Annotated in this window: 15 protein-coding genes; 1 reads left to right on the forward strand and 14 read right to left on the reverse strand. The window is 70.3% G+C overall.

What is annotated here, in order from left to right; genetic code table 11:
* The 11 genes from VFE28_04580 to nadB form a co-directional block, all read right to left on the reverse strand.
* A partial coding sequence (locus VFE28_04580; GenBank protein HZM15259.1) for a hypothetical protein occupies window positions 1–1,959 on the reverse strand: 1,959 nt, incomplete at its 3' end.
* Window positions 1,960–2,138: 179 nt separating this feature from the next.
* Window positions 2,139–3,050, reverse strand: coding sequence for a 2-dehydropantoate 2-reductase (locus VFE28_04585; GenBank protein ID HZM15260.1), 912 nt, complete (start codon window positions 3,048–3,050; stop codon window positions 2,139–2,141).
* The gene (locus VFE28_04590; GenBank protein HZM15261.1) at window positions 3,047–3,640 is read right to left on the reverse strand and encodes an HNH endonuclease; all 594 of its coding nucleotides are present in this window, start codon (window positions 3,638–3,640) and stop codon (window positions 3,047–3,049) included. Before VFE28_04590 ends, VFE28_04585 begins: the two co-directional genes overlap by 4 nt.
* Window positions 3,641–3,763: 123 nt before the next feature.
* Window positions 3,764–4,564, reverse strand: coding sequence for a hypothetical protein (locus VFE28_04595; GenBank protein HZM15262.1), 801 nt, complete (start codon window positions 4,562–4,564; stop codon window positions 3,764–3,766).
* A 107-nt stretch (window positions 4,565–4,671) separates the two neighbouring features.
* Entirely contained in the window at window positions 4,672–5,484 is an 813-nt protein-coding gene (locus VFE28_04600) for a hypothetical protein (protein HZM15263.1), read from the reverse strand.
* 39 nt (window positions 5,485–5,523) lie between these two features.
* Window positions 5,524–5,688 (reverse strand): hypothetical protein, encoded by a 165-nt coding sequence (locus VFE28_04605; protein HZM15264.1) that lies wholly within the window; start codon window positions 5,686–5,688, stop codon window positions 5,524–5,526.
* A gap of 32 nt (window positions 5,689–5,720) precedes the next feature.
* Window positions 5,721–6,860, reverse strand: coding sequence for an N-acetyl-alpha-D-glucosaminyl L-malate synthase BshA (gene bshA, locus VFE28_04610; protein ID HZM15265.1), 1,140 nt, complete (start codon window positions 6,858–6,860; stop codon window positions 5,721–5,723).
* Window positions 6,857–7,588: a bacillithiol biosynthesis deacetylase BshB1 gene (gene bshB1 / locus VFE28_04615; GenBank protein ID HZM15266.1), complete on the reverse strand. Its 732-nt coding sequence runs from the start codon at window positions 7,586–7,588 to the stop codon at window positions 6,857–6,859. The genes bshA and bshB1 overlap by 4 nt, the downstream gene beginning before the upstream one ends.
* 68 nt (window positions 7,589–7,656) lie before the next feature.
* The gene (gene bshC / locus VFE28_04620) at window positions 7,657–9,177 is read right to left on the reverse strand and encodes a bacillithiol biosynthesis BshC (protein ID HZM15267.1); all 1,521 of its coding nucleotides are present in this window, start codon (window positions 9,175–9,177) and stop codon (window positions 7,657–7,659) included.
* Between the two features lie 24 nt (window positions 9,178–9,201).
* Entirely contained in the window at window positions 9,202–9,951 is a 750-nt protein-coding gene (locus tag VFE28_04625) for a class I SAM-dependent methyltransferase (protein HZM15268.1), read from the reverse strand.
* The gene (gene nadB, locus VFE28_04630; GenBank protein ID HZM15269.1) at window positions 9,948–11,600 is read right to left on the reverse strand and encodes an L-aspartate oxidase; all 1,653 of its coding nucleotides are present in this window, start codon (window positions 11,598–11,600) and stop codon (window positions 9,948–9,950) included. Before nadB ends, VFE28_04625 begins: the two co-directional genes overlap by 4 nt.
* A gap of 242 nt (window positions 11,601–11,842) precedes the next feature.
* Here nadB and VFE28_04635 point away from each other — a divergent pair, with 242 nt between their 5' ends.
* Entirely contained in the window at window positions 11,843–12,409 is a 567-nt protein-coding gene (locus VFE28_04635) for a hypothetical protein (protein ID HZM15270.1), read from the forward strand.
* Here VFE28_04635 and lpxK read toward each other — a convergent pair.
* From lpxK to VFE28_04650, 3 genes are read right to left on the reverse strand one after another with little or no spacing between them, the layout of a single operon-like run.
* Complete coding sequence (gene lpxK, locus VFE28_04640) at window positions 12,364–14,115, reverse strand: tetraacyldisaccharide 4'-kinase (protein ID HZM15271.1); 1,752 nt, start codon at window positions 14,113–14,115, stop codon at window positions 12,364–12,366. The two genes, VFE28_04635 and lpxK, sit on opposite strands and share 46 nt — an antisense overlap.
* Complete coding sequence (lpxB, locus tag VFE28_04645; GenBank protein ID HZM15272.1) at window positions 14,112–15,230, reverse strand: lipid-A-disaccharide synthase; 1,119 nt, start codon at window positions 15,228–15,230, stop codon at window positions 14,112–14,114. Before lpxB ends, lpxK begins: the two co-directional genes overlap by 4 nt.
* The gene (locus tag VFE28_04650; GenBank protein ID HZM15273.1) at window positions 15,230–16,201 is read right to left on the reverse strand and encodes a Gfo/Idh/MocA family oxidoreductase; all 972 of its coding nucleotides are present in this window, start codon (window positions 16,199–16,201) and stop codon (window positions 15,230–15,232) included. The genes lpxB and VFE28_04650 overlap by 1 nt, the downstream gene beginning before the upstream one ends.
* Window positions 16,202–16,217: the final 16 nt, after the last annotated feature.

The raw sequence follows: 16,217 nt of genomic DNA on the forward strand, positions 1-16,217 counted from the left end.
ATAGGCGTAAGCCACACCTAGGTTGTCCTGCAGCCGTACGTGGAGCTCCGCCGGCCAGCCGAAGGCCGGCACCTCGACCAAGGGTGCGTGTTCCAGGTGCGGCGCTTCATGGTCCACACCGACGCGATAGGAAAACACCGCCGCCGGCGCCGTCGCCGGCAAGCGCTGCTCCTCGTACGGCCGGGTGCGATAGGCGGTCAGGTAGTACGACACCATGGTGCCGTCGGCCTGGCCGGGCAGCAGGGCGGTGAACCCGCCGGCAGGATCGGCCTGCATGGATTCGACCGTCCAGTCGCCGCCGGTCGACCAGTGCAAGCGCATCCCTTCCACCACCCGGCTCCCGTGGCGAGCGCTGACGCGGCGCGCCGTCGCGGCGTCTTCGGTGTCGTGCAGCGCCGTGTGCACGATGCGGATTTCCTGTTCCACCAGCGGGCCGATGCCGTGGCGGCCGAAGGCGGCGAGGATGGCTTCACGATGGGGTGAGCCATTGCCCGGGGCGCTGTCGCCGTAGAGGAGATCGTCTTCGAGCAAGATCGCCTCGAGATACTCGTCGAAGGTCTGCGGGAAGAGTTCGCGAGCGAAATGGATCACCCGGTCCGCGACCTCGGCTCCGACGGCAGTGCGGACATGCCAGAGCGCTCCGCCCAGGATCTCGCCGTTGGCGTGCTCCTCGTCTCCCGGGTGGCGGTCCTCGGGCCAGACGAGCTCATTGTCCAGGTTGCGGAACCCGGCGAGACCACCGAGGTACTCGCCCACCCGCGGCTCGTCGGTGAGAGTGCAGGCGAAGTAGTCGGACAAGGCCTCGTGGATGGCTGCACCGATGGTGCCGCGCAGACCGCCCACCGGTCGATAGAGGACATCGGTGATGGCGTGGGTGTACTCGTGGTAGACGACGTCGGCGAAGAGACCGAAGTTGCCGCTACCGCCGACCCCGAAGCCCATCCTCTGTCCATCCCAGAAAGCGTTGGAGTAGTTGGGTTCGCCGGAGGACGGGTTGCGCACCGACGCCACCGCCGGCACCGGGTAATCGAGCTGGCTGAAACCGAAGCGGCGCCGGGCGTAGTCGTGGATGATGTTGGCATGGACGTAGATGCTGCGCTCGTCGTCGCGGGCGTGGTCGCTGGTGAGATGCACCGCGGCGGTCCCGGGAACCGCGACCAGGGTGGAAAAGCGCGGGCTCGTGCCACGCGGCGCTTCGTTGTCCACGGTGACGTAAAGGCCCGCGAGCGTCGCCTCCAGCTGCGCGGCTCCGGGGTTCGCGCTCAAGGCGAAGCTCCCCGCCGCGTCGCTCGCCGTGCTATCGGCGCTGGACGGGTCCCCGAGCCGCACCAGGAGCCAGGGGAAGGTGGCGTTCACCAGAGGATCGTGTTCGTAGAGCGGCTTGATCGTTCCCGTGGTGGTGCCCTCCACGTACTCCGTGCGGAGCAGAGATTCGAGCGCCGCGACGCTCCCGGTGGCGGCATCGACCATGGCGCGCCAACGCGCGCCCAAGGGCGAACGCAGCGTGAGCTCCAGGGCGGCGAAAGCCTCGTAGCGCTGCAGCGGTCGCACCGCCACGATTTCTTCGCTCGCTTCGATACTGAGGCTGGAGCCCACGAGGGTCTCGCAAGCGCGGCGGGCGACGTCGAGACCGAGGTGGTGGCGTGAGACCCGGAGGTTCGGGAGAAGGGTGGAACGGAAAGCGACGAGATGCCCGTCGGCGCCGAGGGTGAGGTCGAGAAAGGCGCCGCGGAGCGGGCCACCGTCCAGGTGCTGCTCCCAGGTCGCGTGCCAGGCAGGACCCGAGTTCCGCCAGCGAACCTGGACGAGTTCGACCCGGTCCGCACCCCAGAGCGCGCCGTGATCCTGCAGCAGTGTCGCTGCCGCGGCACGGGCGGCGCCGTCGCTGAGCGCCGGGCCGGATTCCGGTCGGCCCCCGGAGCCGAGTCGGGCGAGACCCGTCCAGGGATCCCAGCGCACGCTCCAGCGCGAGCCGGAAGCCGCCTCGAGACGCTCGAGGGCGGGCGACCGCGCTGCCGACTGTACCGCCGCCGGCCAGGGGCCGAGATCACGCGGCGCCGGCGTTCCGGCATTTCCCTGTGGTTGGATGGCCTGCGCCCCCCAAGGCCAGAGGGCGACGAGAAGGAGAAGGGCGCGATTCAGGAAGTGACGCCGGCCGGACGCCGATTCTCCGCGGCGCTGCGGGCGGCGAAACGCACCAGCTCCAAGAGCTGCTGGTTGCGGGGCACGTCGAGTCCGTATTCCTCGGCGAGGGCGACGATGCGGCCGTTGATCCACTCGATCTCGGTCTGCCGGCCGGCGCGCAGGTCCTGGAGCATGGACGAGGTGTTGCGCGCGGTCTGTCGCATGCTCGCTTCCACCTTGGCCAAGGTCTCTTCGGTCTCGAGCCCTTGTCCGGCCCGGGAGGCCACCTGCACCACTTCTTCGACGAGGCCACGAGGCAGGCCGCGCAACCTGAGCAAGTCGCCGTTGGGAACGCCGAGGAGGGCCGAAAGTGGATTGATGACGGCGTTGATCGCCAGCTTGCGCCAGACGTAGGTGTCGATGTCGCCGACCTGCTCGGCCGGCATGCCGCTGGAACGCCAAAGATCCAGGACCTCCCCGCCGGCCGGGAAGTAGGTCTTCCCGGGCGCATTGAAAGCGACGTGCCCGGGCGCCTCGAACGCCGCCGCCATGAAGGTCACCGCCCGGAGCACCGGGCGGCCCAGCACGCTCGTGGCGAGGGTGCGGATCCCAAGTCCGTTCTGCAGGACCACTACAAGATGGGACGGATCCAGGCGTGGCGCAAGCTCCGTCAACACGCCTCTCAGGTCGAAGGCCTTCACCGTGAGCAGCACGATGGCCTCTGGGGGCGGCGGGTGCAGCCTCTCGCTCACCTCCAGGGGATAGACCCCCGGGGCGCTGACGGAGACGCGCAGGCCCCCCTGGCGCCGGATGGCCTCGACGTGCTTGGGGCGGCCGACGATCTCCACCTGGGTGCGGCGGGAAAGCAGCGCTCCGAGCAGGCTCCCGAGGGCCCCGGCGCCGACGACGTAGACCGGCCGGGTCACGAACCGTCCTCGTGCAACTTGAGGTCCCAGTAGGCGGTGTCGACGAAGCGGTCCCAGCTACGCCGCCGCACCGCGAGGCGGAATCCGGCCCCCGGACGCCAGGCCGGCTCACGGGGCTGCCGCTGCAGACGCATGCCTGCCTCCCAGGGCAGGCGATCGCGCTTGCGGGCGTTGCACTCGGTGCAGGCGAGGACGACGTTGCTCCAGGTGGTGGAGCCGCCCCGGCTGCGGGGCACCACGTGGTCGATCGAGAGCTCGGACCGCACCGGAGTCCGATCGCAGTACTGGCAGGAGAAGCGGTCGCGCTCGAAGATGTTCCGGCGCGAGAACTTCACCCGCCGGGGCGGCACCGCGTTGTAATGCGTGAGCAAGATGATCTCGGGGATCAGGAGCTTGTAACGCGGGGTGTGCAGCGTGTTGTGCACCGCCGCCTGGGAGAGCTCGCACCACGACTGGAAGTCGTGGGTCTCGAACTCCCCGGTGACCACGTGAGCGAGATCGAGGACCAGGAGCGTCAGGGCCCGCTTGACGTCGCAGACGTGGATCGCCAGCCAGCTGCGATTGAGGACGAGGACACTTTGGTTGAGCATTCCCCTGCTCCGTCCCGTGCCCATGTACGGGCGCACTCGAAGCGAGGATACGGCACCCGTTCGGGTCGGTCAAGCAACGCTGCCACAATGGGTTCGCAGACGACGGGCGATGCCGGGCAGGGCTCAGAAACGGTAGTACAGGCTCATCTGCAAGCGCAGGAAGCTCATGTTGTCGACGTACGGCTGATCGTCGGCGGAATCCTCCTGATCACCCTTGCCCGAGGAGAACAAGAGATGGGCGCGGGCCTCGCCTTCGACGCCGAAGCTCTTGGTGGCGCGGTAGTCGAGGCCGAAGGCGGCGTTGAGGCCGCCGCTCGTCTCGTCCTTGGTGTAGTCGATCACTTGCGGCGGGAAGCGGTCGTCGAAGACGAACTGGTGCCCCGAAGGTCCCATCGGATCGTAGGCGTGCTGCTCGCCGAAGGAAGGAACGTTGAAGAAGCGCAGGCGGAAAGGGACGCGCCAGATGTAGAGGCCCGCTCCCACGGAAGCGAGGGGCGAGAAGCTCCGGCGCTGGGAAAAACGGTAGGTGTAGTTGGCGCCGACGTTGAAGAGCTCGAGCTTCCCGTACTCGGCGACGAGATAACCTTCTCCCGGCTGGGAGGCCTGCTGTGCTCCCAGGTTCTTGGTACGCACCAAGGCCTCGTACGACTCGATGGTGGCGGGGATCACTCCGGTGAGCGGGGCTTCCATGTAGCCCGTGGTGATTTCCCAAGCGCTGTGCCCGGTGTTGGAGTGCCGGAAGCGCAGTTCCATCCCCGCGCCGGTATCGGTGAAATCGCCGGTCTTGCCGAGGGGAACGGCGATCCCGCCGCTCACCATGACGATCTCCCGCGCTTCGAGGCGGGGGACGCAGGCGAAGAGGGCTGCGAGCAGGACGAGCGCCGGCCCGAGACACACTTGTCGCTGCGGTCGCAGCTCGCGCACTCAACGACCTCCATGGGCTCCACGGCAGGGCTCCGCGAAAGGCACGGAATGTTAATCAAAGCTCCCTGGCGGCGCAACTAGTGCAGGGAGAGCGGGAAAGACGGTTTTCAGGGAGTCGCGGGGGCGCTGGCGGCGCTCTCGGCGGGTTCGTGGGCCACCGTCGTGCTGTCGCCTCCTGCCGCCGCCAAGCGGGTCTTGAAGCCCGCCACCCGGGCGGCCATCGCCGGGTCGTCGGTGATCCGGTCGTCCAAGGCGAGCACCTGGCCCCCGGTGATCTCCGTCTTGCCGGCGCTCCCCGGGCGCAGGTGCAGCCAGGCCAGATGCTTGCCCCGGGTTCCGGGGGAAAGCACCGCCGGCGTCGGCCCCACCGGCACGGTCTCGCGCACTTCGCCAGTGCCGCTGATGAGCAGGTCGTAGCCGTAGGGCTCGGCGCGAGCGAACTCTTCCAGAGTGGAAAGGGGTAGGTGAGCCAAGAGGATGCGGAGATCGGTCTGCGGGCGCAGCCCCTCCAGCGTCTGCCGCGCCGCCTCGAGGGGATCGGTGATCTCGAGCTGCGAGCCGCTGGGCCACTCCTCCAGCGCCAGCTGTGAGGGTAACGTGACGCCGACGATACCGATGCGCAACGGCTTCCCCGCCACTTCTTTTTGCAGCACGATGTAGGGCTGGAAGCGGAGCTTCCGGTCCACATAGATGTTGGCGCTCAAGAACTGCAGCTGCAGCGAATCCTGCAGCGCTTGCAACTCCTGCGGCCCGAGCAAGAGGTCGCGGGCAGCGACGTTGACCGCTTGCAAGCCATCGGCCTGCATGCCTTCCAAGAAGACCCGCGTCGACAGGGCCCGCTGGCGCTCGTTGCGCTCCGACCAGCCGCCGGCGTCGAGGATCAGATGTTCCTGGTACTTCTGCAGGAGGGGATCGAGCACCTTCGCCCGCCGGGCGAGGCCGCCGAGGCGTCCGGCACGTCAGCCACAGGGATCGATCCAGGCCTGACAGTCGCCGGAGTAGGCGACGAGCAGCTCGTCGGAGCGGCTGCGGCAACCGGCGACGCCGAGCCAGAGTGCGAGCGCAGCGGCGCTCCATACGGCCACCCCGGCCAGACCCTGCTTCTTCTTCGCGACCCTGTGCATGCCTTCCACTCTAGGAAGCGCTGCCGACCCTGTCAACGCGCCGCGGCACAGGCCCGCTGCATGGCTTCGAGGTACACCTCTTCGTACGCCGCCACCTGCTTTTCCGCCGCGAAGCGGCGCACCGCGGCCTCCCGCGCCGCCACCTGCAGGCGGGCGCGCTGTGCCGGATCCCGCAGCACCGCCAGCGCCGTGCTCGTCCAGGCGTCCACGGCGTTCGGCGGGCAGAGGTAACCGTTCCGGCCGTGGTCGATGACTTCCCGCGTGCCGCCGGTCTCGGTGGCGAGGACCACGGTGCCACAGGCCATGGCCTCCAGCGCCGCCAAGCCGAAACTCTCGTGATGGCTCGGGAGGAGGAAGAGATCCGCTGCGGGCAGCAATTCCTCGATGCACTGCTGGTTGCCGAGGAAGAGGACGCGATCGGCGAGACGCAGCTCGGTCAGGCGCCGCTTGGCGAAGGGCAGGTCCGGGCCCTCGCCGATGAGGACGAGCTTCGCCGGCACCTCGGCTTGCACGCGCGCGAAGATCTCCACCAGGGCGCGGACGTTCTTCACCGGCCGGAAGTTGGAGGCGTGCATGAGGATGAACTCGTCGTCCCGGGCGAAGCGCCGCCGCAGCTCGGGAGAGACACCAGGGCGAAAGCGCTCGGCGTCCACGAAGTTGTGGATGACGCGAATCCCGTTGGCGACCTCGAAGGTGCGCAGCGTTTCTTGGCGGAGGAATTCAGAGACGGCGGTGACGCAGTCGCTCTGTTCGATGCAGAAGCGCGTGATGCTCTGGAAGCTCGGCTGGTTGCCGACCAGAGTGATGTCGGTGCCGTGCAGTGTGGTCACCACCGCCAGCGGCTGGGGGCGCAGCATCTGCTTGGCCAGGTAGGCGCTCACCGCGTGCGGGATGGCGTAGTGCACGTGCAGGACGTCCAGCTGGTAGGACACGGCGGTCTCCGCCATCTTCGAGGCCATGGACAACGTGTGCGGTGGCTCCTGGAACAGCGGGTAGTACACCGTTTCCACCAGGTGGAGGAAGACGTTGTCGACGAAGCCACGCAGCCGGAACGGCGATTCGCGGGTGATGAAGTGGACCTCGTGGCCGCGGCTGGCCAGGCGCAGCCCGAGCTCGGTGGCGAGCACACCGCTGCCCCCGGAACCGGTGTGACAGGTGATCCCGATCTTCATGGCACCTTCTTCCCCGCCGGGACGAGCGCCGCCACCGGATCCACCAGGGGCACCGGGCCGTCGACGGCGTAAGGCTCGCCGGCGGTGCAACCGATGAGCTGCCCGTAGGTGCGGGCGTTGGTCTCGACGCGCTGCAGGTACGCCGGATCGTTGAGCAGCGTGGGCACCCGTCCTGGGCCGGGCTCGAACTGAGAACGATAGCAGCGCAGCGCCTCCAACTTCAAAGGCAGGACCGCGCTCACGTCGACGACGAAGGACGGCACCATGGGGTGGAAGTCGAGGGCCCGCACCAGCACCGGGCGCTCCACCGGCGGCATCCCGGCGTCGTAACCGGCCACGCCGCAGAAGAACTGCGCTTGCCGCAGCAGGGCGTGCGCGGCCAGGTGATCCGGATGGCGCGCGGCGAGATCGGGAATCAGGATGAGGCGCGGAACGTGGGTGCGAAGCGTGGCGACGATGCGGCGGCGCTGCTCCGGGTCCTCGGCGTGGAGCCCCCCATCCGGCAGGCCGAGGTCGAGGCGGCCGTGCAGGCCGAGGACGCGTGCGGCGGCTTCGGCTTCGGCCCGCCGTTCCGCGACGGTGCCGTTGCTCGCCAGCTCGCCCCGGGTCAGATCGCAGATGGCCACGCGATAGCCTTGGCGGACGAGCTGGACCAAGAGGCCGCCGCAGGCAGCCTCGGCGTCGTCCGGGTGGGCGCCAAAGGCGAGGACATCGAAGCGCTCGCTCATGTTTCCTCCTGGGCGAGGTACGGCGGGGGTGGCGCGAGTGTTCCCGCCCGCACTCTCCCTGCCGCCGCTCAGTCGAGAACGAGCCAGTGCACTACCTCACCTTGCTCCAGCGTGTCCAGATGCATGTCGGCGAGCTGCAACAGCTCCTGCCGCGCCTCTATCCCCCGGCGGGCCAGGAACCAGAGCGTGGCGAGGACGCGCTCCTGGGCGCGGCCGCGCGGGCGCAGGCGCTGGGACAAGCGCTCGAGGGCTGGTTCGGCGCGCAGCAGCTCCTGCACCGCCGCATCCTCCAGAGCAGCGATGAAGTCGTCACGCACTCCTTCCAGCCGCCGGAGTGGCCGCTCCAACGCGGTGTTGCCGGACGGAACCAGGGCGCCGAGCGCGCCGAGGGTGGCGCCGAAGGCCGCCTCCACCCGTTGCCGCGGCTCCCGCGCGCGCCGGCGCGCCGCCTCGCGCAGTGCCGCCTCGCCGTGGGCGAGCAAGCGTTCGGCGTCGATGCCGTGGCGCTGCGCGGCCTCCCAGGTGTTCGTACCGACGAGGGTGAGGGCCAGCCGCGGGACGAGGGCGCTCTCGGGAACGCCGAGGAGCGGACGCAGCGCCCGGCTCTCGTGCAGATAGCCAATTTCCGCCGGGCCGACCACGCTCGCCAGCACCGGAAACAGTGCGTCCTGGATCAGGGGCCGCAGGACGACGTTGGCAGCCACGCTCTCCGGGGCTCGTTCGAGAGCCTGACGCAGCGGCGCCCTGTCGTCGCGCACCTTGAGACGGCGGCCACCGTCGACGAGGAAGAGCGCCTGTCGGGTGCTCGAGGGCGAGAGCGTGGGCGCGAAACCCGCCGCAGCGAGGGCGGCGGCGCGTGTTTCGATCGCCTCGGTGGCTGCGTCCGCCGCTTCGAGGTAACGGCGGAAGAGCGGTGCCGCGTGGGTACGGAGTGCGGGATGGCGCGCGTCCACCACCACCAGCTCGGGGAACACGGCACGGAGCAGACGCCCGACCCAATCGGCGTGATCTCGCGCGCCGCGCGGCAGCAAGGGTTGCAAGGCGTCGCGGCGAGCGCCGTCGAGAAGAGAGAGCGCGGCGCTCGCTGCGGCTTCGTCCCCTGCTGCCGGCAGATCGCCGACGAAGCCTTGTGCCTGCCGACCCGCAGCGGGCAGCTCGAGGAAGAAGAGCTCCCCTGCCGCGGTGAGCCAGCCGACACGGGACACCTCGTCGAAGTCCACGTCGTCCGCCGCATTCCAGAACACCGGCACCACCGGTCGGCCCAGGGCGCGAGCGCTGCGCCGCGCCAAAGCGACCGCGGTGGCCGCTTTGAGGACGACGAAAACGGCGCCGCCGACGCAACCTGGTTGTTGCCCCGTGGCCACGGCGAGAGCTCCGGGCGCCGCGAGGGCTTGCAGAGCCGCGGCGCCCTCGCCGTCTGCTGCGAGAGCTCGTACCAGGTCCGGCGCCATGGGGGTGCGCGCCGCGAGTGCCGGCAGGCTGGACAAGCCCGGGGCACGCAGCGCCTCCGGTAGCTGGCCGCGCACGTGGGCTTGCACCAGTGCCCCGGAGCTCGAAACGCTCCAGGGCAGGCGGGAAGCGATCTGCATGCAACCTCCGCTGTGGGCTGCAGTCTAGCACCCGGGGCGGTCGGCGCCGGCGAGGAGGATGAGCCGCGGGCTGGTGCTGGCGACGAACGGCTCGCCCGCATAACTCCCCCACATCCGGCGCACCGGCAGTGCCGCTGCAGCGAGCGCCGCCACGAGGGCGTCGAGCGGCCACAAGCGCACCCTCTCCTCGTAGCGCCGCACCCTGCCGCCGCGTTCCAGCTCCACCGCTTTCACCACCACATCGTCCGCTTCGAGCCAGCGACGTTCTCGTACTTGCAGGTTGCCGGCGCGGCGTTCGCTTTCTCCCGGGAGCGAGCGGCGCACGCTCGCGGCGTTGAGGAGATCGAGCACCAGCGCTCCCGAGGCTCCCAGCACCCGGCGGATCTCGCCGAGCACGGCCCGGTCTTCGGCGGCGGTCGGCAGGTAGCCGAAGCTGGTGAACATGCAGAGAGCGAGATCGAAGCTCGCCGCCGCGAAGGGCAACGCTCCCATGTGGCTGCGGACGAAACCCCGCGCTCCGGGTACTGCGGCGCGCGCCTGCCGGAGCAAGGGCAAGGACAAATCGAGGCCGACGACGCGGGCATCGCGGCGGCCGAGCGCCGCACTGTAGCGCCCGGCGCCGCAGGCCAGATCGAGGACGCGCTGCCCGGTGAGCTGCAGCGGTTCGAGCAGTCGGGCGGTGACGCGCTCGGCCTCGGTGGCATCGCGGTGGGCGTAGACCTCGAGATACTCGGCGTCGAAAGCGCGGACGTACCAAGGGGTGTCGCCGCTCACGGCGTCGCCTCCGGTGCCACCGCGTGCACCGGCGCACCGCTCGGCAACAAGCGCGGCTCCTCGAAGCGGGAGAGCACGGTGTCACCCTGGAACTCCGGCCGCGACTCCGGCCAGTCGAGAACGGTGTGCAGGCCGCGGCTTTCCTGGCGGAAACGGGCGCAGCGGACGATGAGCTCCCCCACCAGCGCCAGGTTGCGCAGCTCGATGAGATCGGCGCTCAAGCGATAGCGCCAGTAGTAGCCCTCGATGGCCTGGCGCAGCAGGGCGAGGCGCTGTGCCGCGAGGGCCAGGCGTTCCTCGCTGCGCACGATGCCCACATAGTCCCAGAGCAACCGCCGCACCGCGTCCCAGTCGTGATCGAGGAGCACCGTCTCGTAGCGCGCCGCGGTCCCCGCATCGGACCATGCCGCCACGTCGGCGGGCACCGCGTCCAACCCTTGGGCTCGCAGGTCCACCGCCACCCGATCGGCGTACACCAGGGCTTCGAGGAGCGAGTTGGACGCCAGGCGATTGGCACCGTGCAGGCCGGTCCAGCTCGTCTCCCCCACCGCGTACAACCCGGGCAGATCGGTGCGGCCCTGCAGGTCCACGGCGACGCCACCGCACATGTAATGCGCCGCCGGCACCACCGGGATGAGATCGCGCTCCAGGCGCAGGCCGAGGGCCAGACAGGCAGCGTAAATGCCCGGAAAGCGCTGGCGGAGGAAATCGCCGCCGCGGTGGCGCACGTCGAGGAAGACGCACTTGTCGCCGCGCTGCTTCATCTCCTGATCGATGGCGCGCGCCACCACGTCCCGCGGCGCCAGCTCGCGCCGCGGATCGTAGCGCGGCATGAACTCCTCCTCCGCGGCGTTGCGCAACACCGCGCCCTCGCCGCGCACCGCCTCGCTCACCAGGAAGCGGCTGCCCCGCGGGTCGAAGAGACAGGTGGGGTGGAACTGCACGAACTCCATGTCGGCGATGCGCGCACCGGCGCGGTAGGCCATGGCGATGCCGTCCCCCGTGGCCAGATCGGGGTTCGAGGTGTAGAGGTAGGCCTTGCCGCAACCGCCGGTGGCGAGCACCGTGGCGCCAGCCCGTTGGGTCACGATGACGCCGTCGGGGCGCAGCAGGTAGGCGCCGCCGACGGGTGACTCTCGCGGCGGCGAGGCGGCGCTGCGCCGGCCGCCCAGGAGATTCACGGCGACGGTGTTCTCGTGCAAGGTGATGTTCGCTTCGCGCTGCACTGCGGCGTAGAGAGCGCGCTCCACTTCCCGCCCCGTGGTGTCCTTGAAGTGCACGATGCGGTGCGCCGAGTGGCCGCCTTCCCGTCCGAGCTCCAAGCCGTGACCGGCGTCACGGCTGAAGCGGGTGCCGAGATCCATGAGCTCGCGGATGACCCGCGGCCCTTGCCGCACCACCATCTCCACGACTTCGGAGCGGCAGATGCCGGCGCCGGCGATCACGGTGTCCTGCACGTGGGCGGCGTAGGAATCGGCGCTGTCCATCACCGAGGCGATGCCGCCTTGGGCATAGCGCGTGGTGGATTCCATGGCGGCGCGCTTGGTGACGACGACGACGCGGGCGAAGCGCGCTACCTTGAGCGCCGTCAGCAAGCCGGCGACGCCGGAGCCGATGACGAGCACGTCGGCGGCGGGATTCTCCTGCATGGCGCGGGACTCCTTCCCTCGCTGGCTCCAGACAAGGCTAGACCCGAGGGCGCAGCGTGGCAACCGCAGCACGTTCGCGCTCCAGAGCCTTCGCGCGCCGCGCCGGGACATGGTGAGGCAGCGATGGTGACGATGCTCTCGCCTCCAGGCCCTGGCATGGCCGTTGCTGTGCCGGGGCTGCACCTGTGTCCAGGGTGCCGGGCGGGCCGCAGGCACGCGACCGCCGTTCTGGAGGGAACACCATGTGGCGTTCTACGATCCTGGCAGGGCTGCTCTGTGCCCTCCTGGGATGCCAAGCCGATACGCCGGTCATCGAGGTCCGCGTCACCTCGATCAATGGCGGCGGCCCGGTGCTTGCGGATCTCATCCACTTCGACGAGGGGACCGGCCTCATCACCATTCCCGAGGACGTGGCGGTGGTGGAGTTCACCAATCGCAACGAGACGGGCTCGGTGGTGACCGATCCGGGCACCTTCGTCAACGCCTTCCAGCTGGAAAGCTACACGGTCCGCTGGCGCCGCGCCGACGGCGGCCCGACCTCGGGGACCGGCTGGACACTGGCGGACTACAACTTCGATGCCGCCACCAGCTTCGTGGTCCCGGCGAACAGCACCGCCGAGACGGGCATCCTCATCGCCCCGGCGGGGATGAAGACGGAGGGACCGTTCGCCGAGGCGCTGGCGAACGGCCAAGAGCTGCTCCTCATCGCCGACATCGAATTCATCGGTCGCGTGGCGGTGGGACCGACCGAGGACATGCACGTTTACGGTTCGGTGTCGGTGAACTTCGCCGACTTCGCCGACAAGTGAGCCGAGGCGGGGACGAGAACCCGCAGGAGTTCCCCCAGTGAGTCCACGTGGAGCCGCTGCTCGAGCACGAGCAGCGGCTCTTCTTTGCTGACTCCCGGCGGCAGCCGCAGCAGATCCTTGCGCGACACCAGCACCCAGGCAGCGTCGAGCCTTTCCAAGCGGCTGGTCAGGTGGCGAAGCGCCGGCATCAGATCGGCGTGATCGCCGAGGCGCACGCTGCGACGAATCTGGAAGCCTTCGCGTGCCGCTAGAGTGGCCGCGGCAGCCTCGAAGGCCCGCGGCCGCCCGAGGCCGCAAAGCAGGACGACCCCCTGGCCGTGGAGACTCCCCGGAGCCACGGGGCTCGCTTCGGGACGGGAGATTCCCGGGAACTCTTCCCGGGCGAGGAAGCAGTGCTCGGGCGGCAGGTGGGCCCAGGCCGGATGGCGGGGTACGCCACCACGGGAGCGAGTGAAGAGCAGCGCCTGTGCCCGCCGCAGCGCTTGCGGACCTTCGCGCAAGCGGCCCGCCGGCAGCAGCCAGCCATTGCCGAACGGCGATTCCCAGTCGAGCAGCACCAGGTGACGATCCACCGGCAGCGCTGCGGTCTGCAGCGCATCGTCCACCAGGATCACGTCCAAATCGCCGCGCCCGCGCAGGAGCTCGAGACCGCGGCGTTTGTCCCTGCTGGCGACGAGAGGCACCGCCGGGCCGAAGGCCGCCGCCAAGAGCCGGCTCTCATCGGCGGCGCCCTGCGCCTGAGAGCTGCTCACGAGCACGGGATGTTGCTTGCCGAGGCTGCCACCGTGGCCGCGAGTCAAGACGCCGAAGCGACAACCCACGGCGAGGAGCGCTTCTCCGAGGGCGATGACGCAGGGTGTCTTGCCCGTGCCGCCGGCTTCGAGATTGCCGATGCCCACGACCCAGGGTCTCCCCCCGCGCCCGCGCGGCCGCGGCCGGAGCTGCGTTTCGAGGCGGCGCCCGGCGCCGTGCGCGCTGGCCGCGGCGCGGAGCACCCAAGATGGATCCGGCCGCTCGCTCTGGCGCTCCACCCAGGAGCGCCGATCCTGCACGTCGGCGAGCTCCAACGTGCGTCCCCAGCGCGTCTCCTCCGCCAGCGTCCACTCGAGCAACGTCGCTTCCAGCTCGCGCTGGGCGCGGGCGAGCTCGGCGGCGCTCGTGGTGCTCGCGATCCAGAGCGGCTCACCGTATTGCGTGCGCACCCGGGCGCCGGGATGGGGGAGGCGCAAGGCATCCCAAGTCGGCAGCAGGGTGCAGCGGCTCGCGGTGCCGAACACCGGCATGATGGGCCGTCCGGTGCGGCGAGCGAGCAACATGACGCCGGCGCGGACATGGTAGCGCGGTCCCACCGGACCATCGACGGTCACCGCCACGTCGCGGCCCGCGTCGAGTTCGCGGGCGAGACCGAAGAGAGCCTGCACGCCGCCGCGACGGCTCGAACCGCGCACGAGCCCGTAGCCCAGGCGTTGGAGAACGCCGGCGATGAGCTCGCCATCCCGGTGCTGGCTCACCAGGATCTGGACGTCGCGCCGTCGGTGCGTCCAGGCGAGGATGGCGAGACTTGAGTGCCAGACGGCATAGATGACGTTGCCGCCTGGACTCTGCCGCCGCGCCGCTTCGATCCGCTCCAGTCCCTCCCACTCGAGCCGCCAGCTGCGACCGAGGGCGGTGAGGACGCCCGCCGCCAGCATGCTTGCCGGTCTCATGACACCACCGCCGCCGCTTGTCTGCTGCCGAGCCGAGCCGCCAGCTCCGCCACCCGCGCCGACGCCCCCGCGGTGCCGAGGCGCGCGCGGACCTGCGACAGCCCGGCGAGCTGTTGCTGCCGCGCCGCGACATCGAAGAGCAAGCGTTCCATCTCCACCGCCAGCGCGGCCGGGGAGGCCTCCTGTTGGATGAACTCACGCACCACGCCCTCTCCCGCCACCAGATTGGCGAGCGCGATGTGCGGCACCCGCACCAGCCGCCGCGCCAGGGCGTAATTGACCCAGCCGGTGCGGTAGAGCACCGCGAACGGACGTTCCGCCAGCGCGGCTTCCAGCGTCGCCGTGCCGGAAGCGACGAAGAGGGCGCGGGCGCGCCGCATGAGCCGCGCCGCCGGCGCGCTCTCGAGCACCGTGGCGGCGTCGAAGCCCCGCGCCTGCAGTTCCGCGCCCATCCAGGCCGCCGGGGCGGTCGGCGCGCGGCTCACCAGCAGGCGGAGCGACGGATGCTTCCGGCAGAGCAGCAGGGCGGCGTCGAGGAGCACCGGCAAGTGCCGACGCACTTCCTGGGGACGGCTCCCGGGAAAGAGGCCGAGATCCACCTCGGTCCCGCGCTCCCTCTCCTCCGGATCGTCGAGCAAGGGATGACCGACGAAGGAAGCGGGCACGCCGCTTCGTGCGTAGAGCGCTGGCTCGAAGGGGAGGATGAGCGCCACGTGATCGACGCACTGCTGCAGCCGCTGCAGCCGCCCGGCGCCCCAGGCCCAGACCTGGGGCCCCACATAATAGAGAACCGGTACGCCGGCGCGCCGTGCGGTGGCGGCGAGTCGCAGGTTGAGGCCGGGAAAGTCGACGGGCAGGAAGAGATCCAGCTCGCCGCCGCGGAGCAGCGCCTGCAACTTGCGGTACAAGGCGAGGAGGCGCGGCAGGCGCGCCCAGACTTCGACGAAGCCCAGCACCGAGAGCGCGTCGATGTGCGCCACCAGCGTGGCGCCAGCGGCAGCGAGCTGCTCTCCCCCCACGGCGAGGACCCGGTCGCCCCGCGCCACCAGGTGCCGCACCACCTTGGCGGCGTGGGCGTCGCCGCTGGCCTCGCCGGCCACGACGAGGACGCGCATCAGGACTCCTCTTGCAGCAGGCGCTCGATCTCGCACGCCGCTTCGAGGGCGCGGATGCCAGCGTCGGCGCCGACCAGGGGCGGGGTGCCGTCGCGCGCCGCGGCGAGGAAGCTCTGCAGCTCGGCGCGGAGCGGTTCCTCCCGCACCACCGGCACCGGCACGGGCTCCAGCGCCGTCAGGGGGTCCGGGGCCTCGCCGCGCCCCAGCGCCGCCTGGAAGGCCTCCGGGTCGAAGCCCGGGCGGCGCCGCACCATCGCCACTTCCTCGCGCAGCAAATCCACCGAGAGGTAGCTGTGGCGCTGGAAGAAGCGAATCTTGCGCATCCGCTCCAGGGAAATGCGGCTCGCTGTGAGGTTGGCGACGCAGCCGTTGGCGAAGCGCAGCCGGGTGTGAGCGATGTCGGTGGAGCCACCGAGCACGGCGACGCCGGAGGCGGCGATGGAATCGATGTCGACGCCGATGCAATCGAGGAGCAAGTCCAGATCGTGGATCATCAGGTCCAGCACCACGGCCACGTCAGCGCCCCGGCGGCCGAAGGGCGCCAGCCGGTGGCATTCGACGAAGCGCGGCGCGTGCAGGTGCTGCGCCGCGGCGCGCATCGCCGGGTTGAAGCGCTCCACGTGCCCGACTTGCAACAGCCGCTGCCGGCGCTGCGCCAGGTCGCGGAGCCGGCGCGCTTCCTCGACGTTGGCCGCGATCGGCTTTTCCACCAGCACGTGCAGCCCCGCCTCGAGGCAGGCGCTTGCCACCTCGAGATGCAGCGGCGTCGGGACGCAGACGCTCACCGCTTCGGCGCGGTCGAGGAGGGCATCGCGGTGCGGGAAGGCCTGGCAACCGGCGCGTGCCGCGGCCGCCGCCGCGGCCGCCGGGTCGGGATCGTAGACGCCGACCAACTCGGCTTCCGCCAGCTCCGCGTAGACCCGGGCATGCTCGCGGCCCAGATGGCCCGTACCGAGAACGGCGACGCGCACGCTCGCCTCCTCAAGG

It is taken from the genome of Candidatus Krumholzibacteriia bacterium, from assembly GCA_035649275.1.
GTDB lineage: Bacteria > Krumholzibacteriota > Krumholzibacteriia.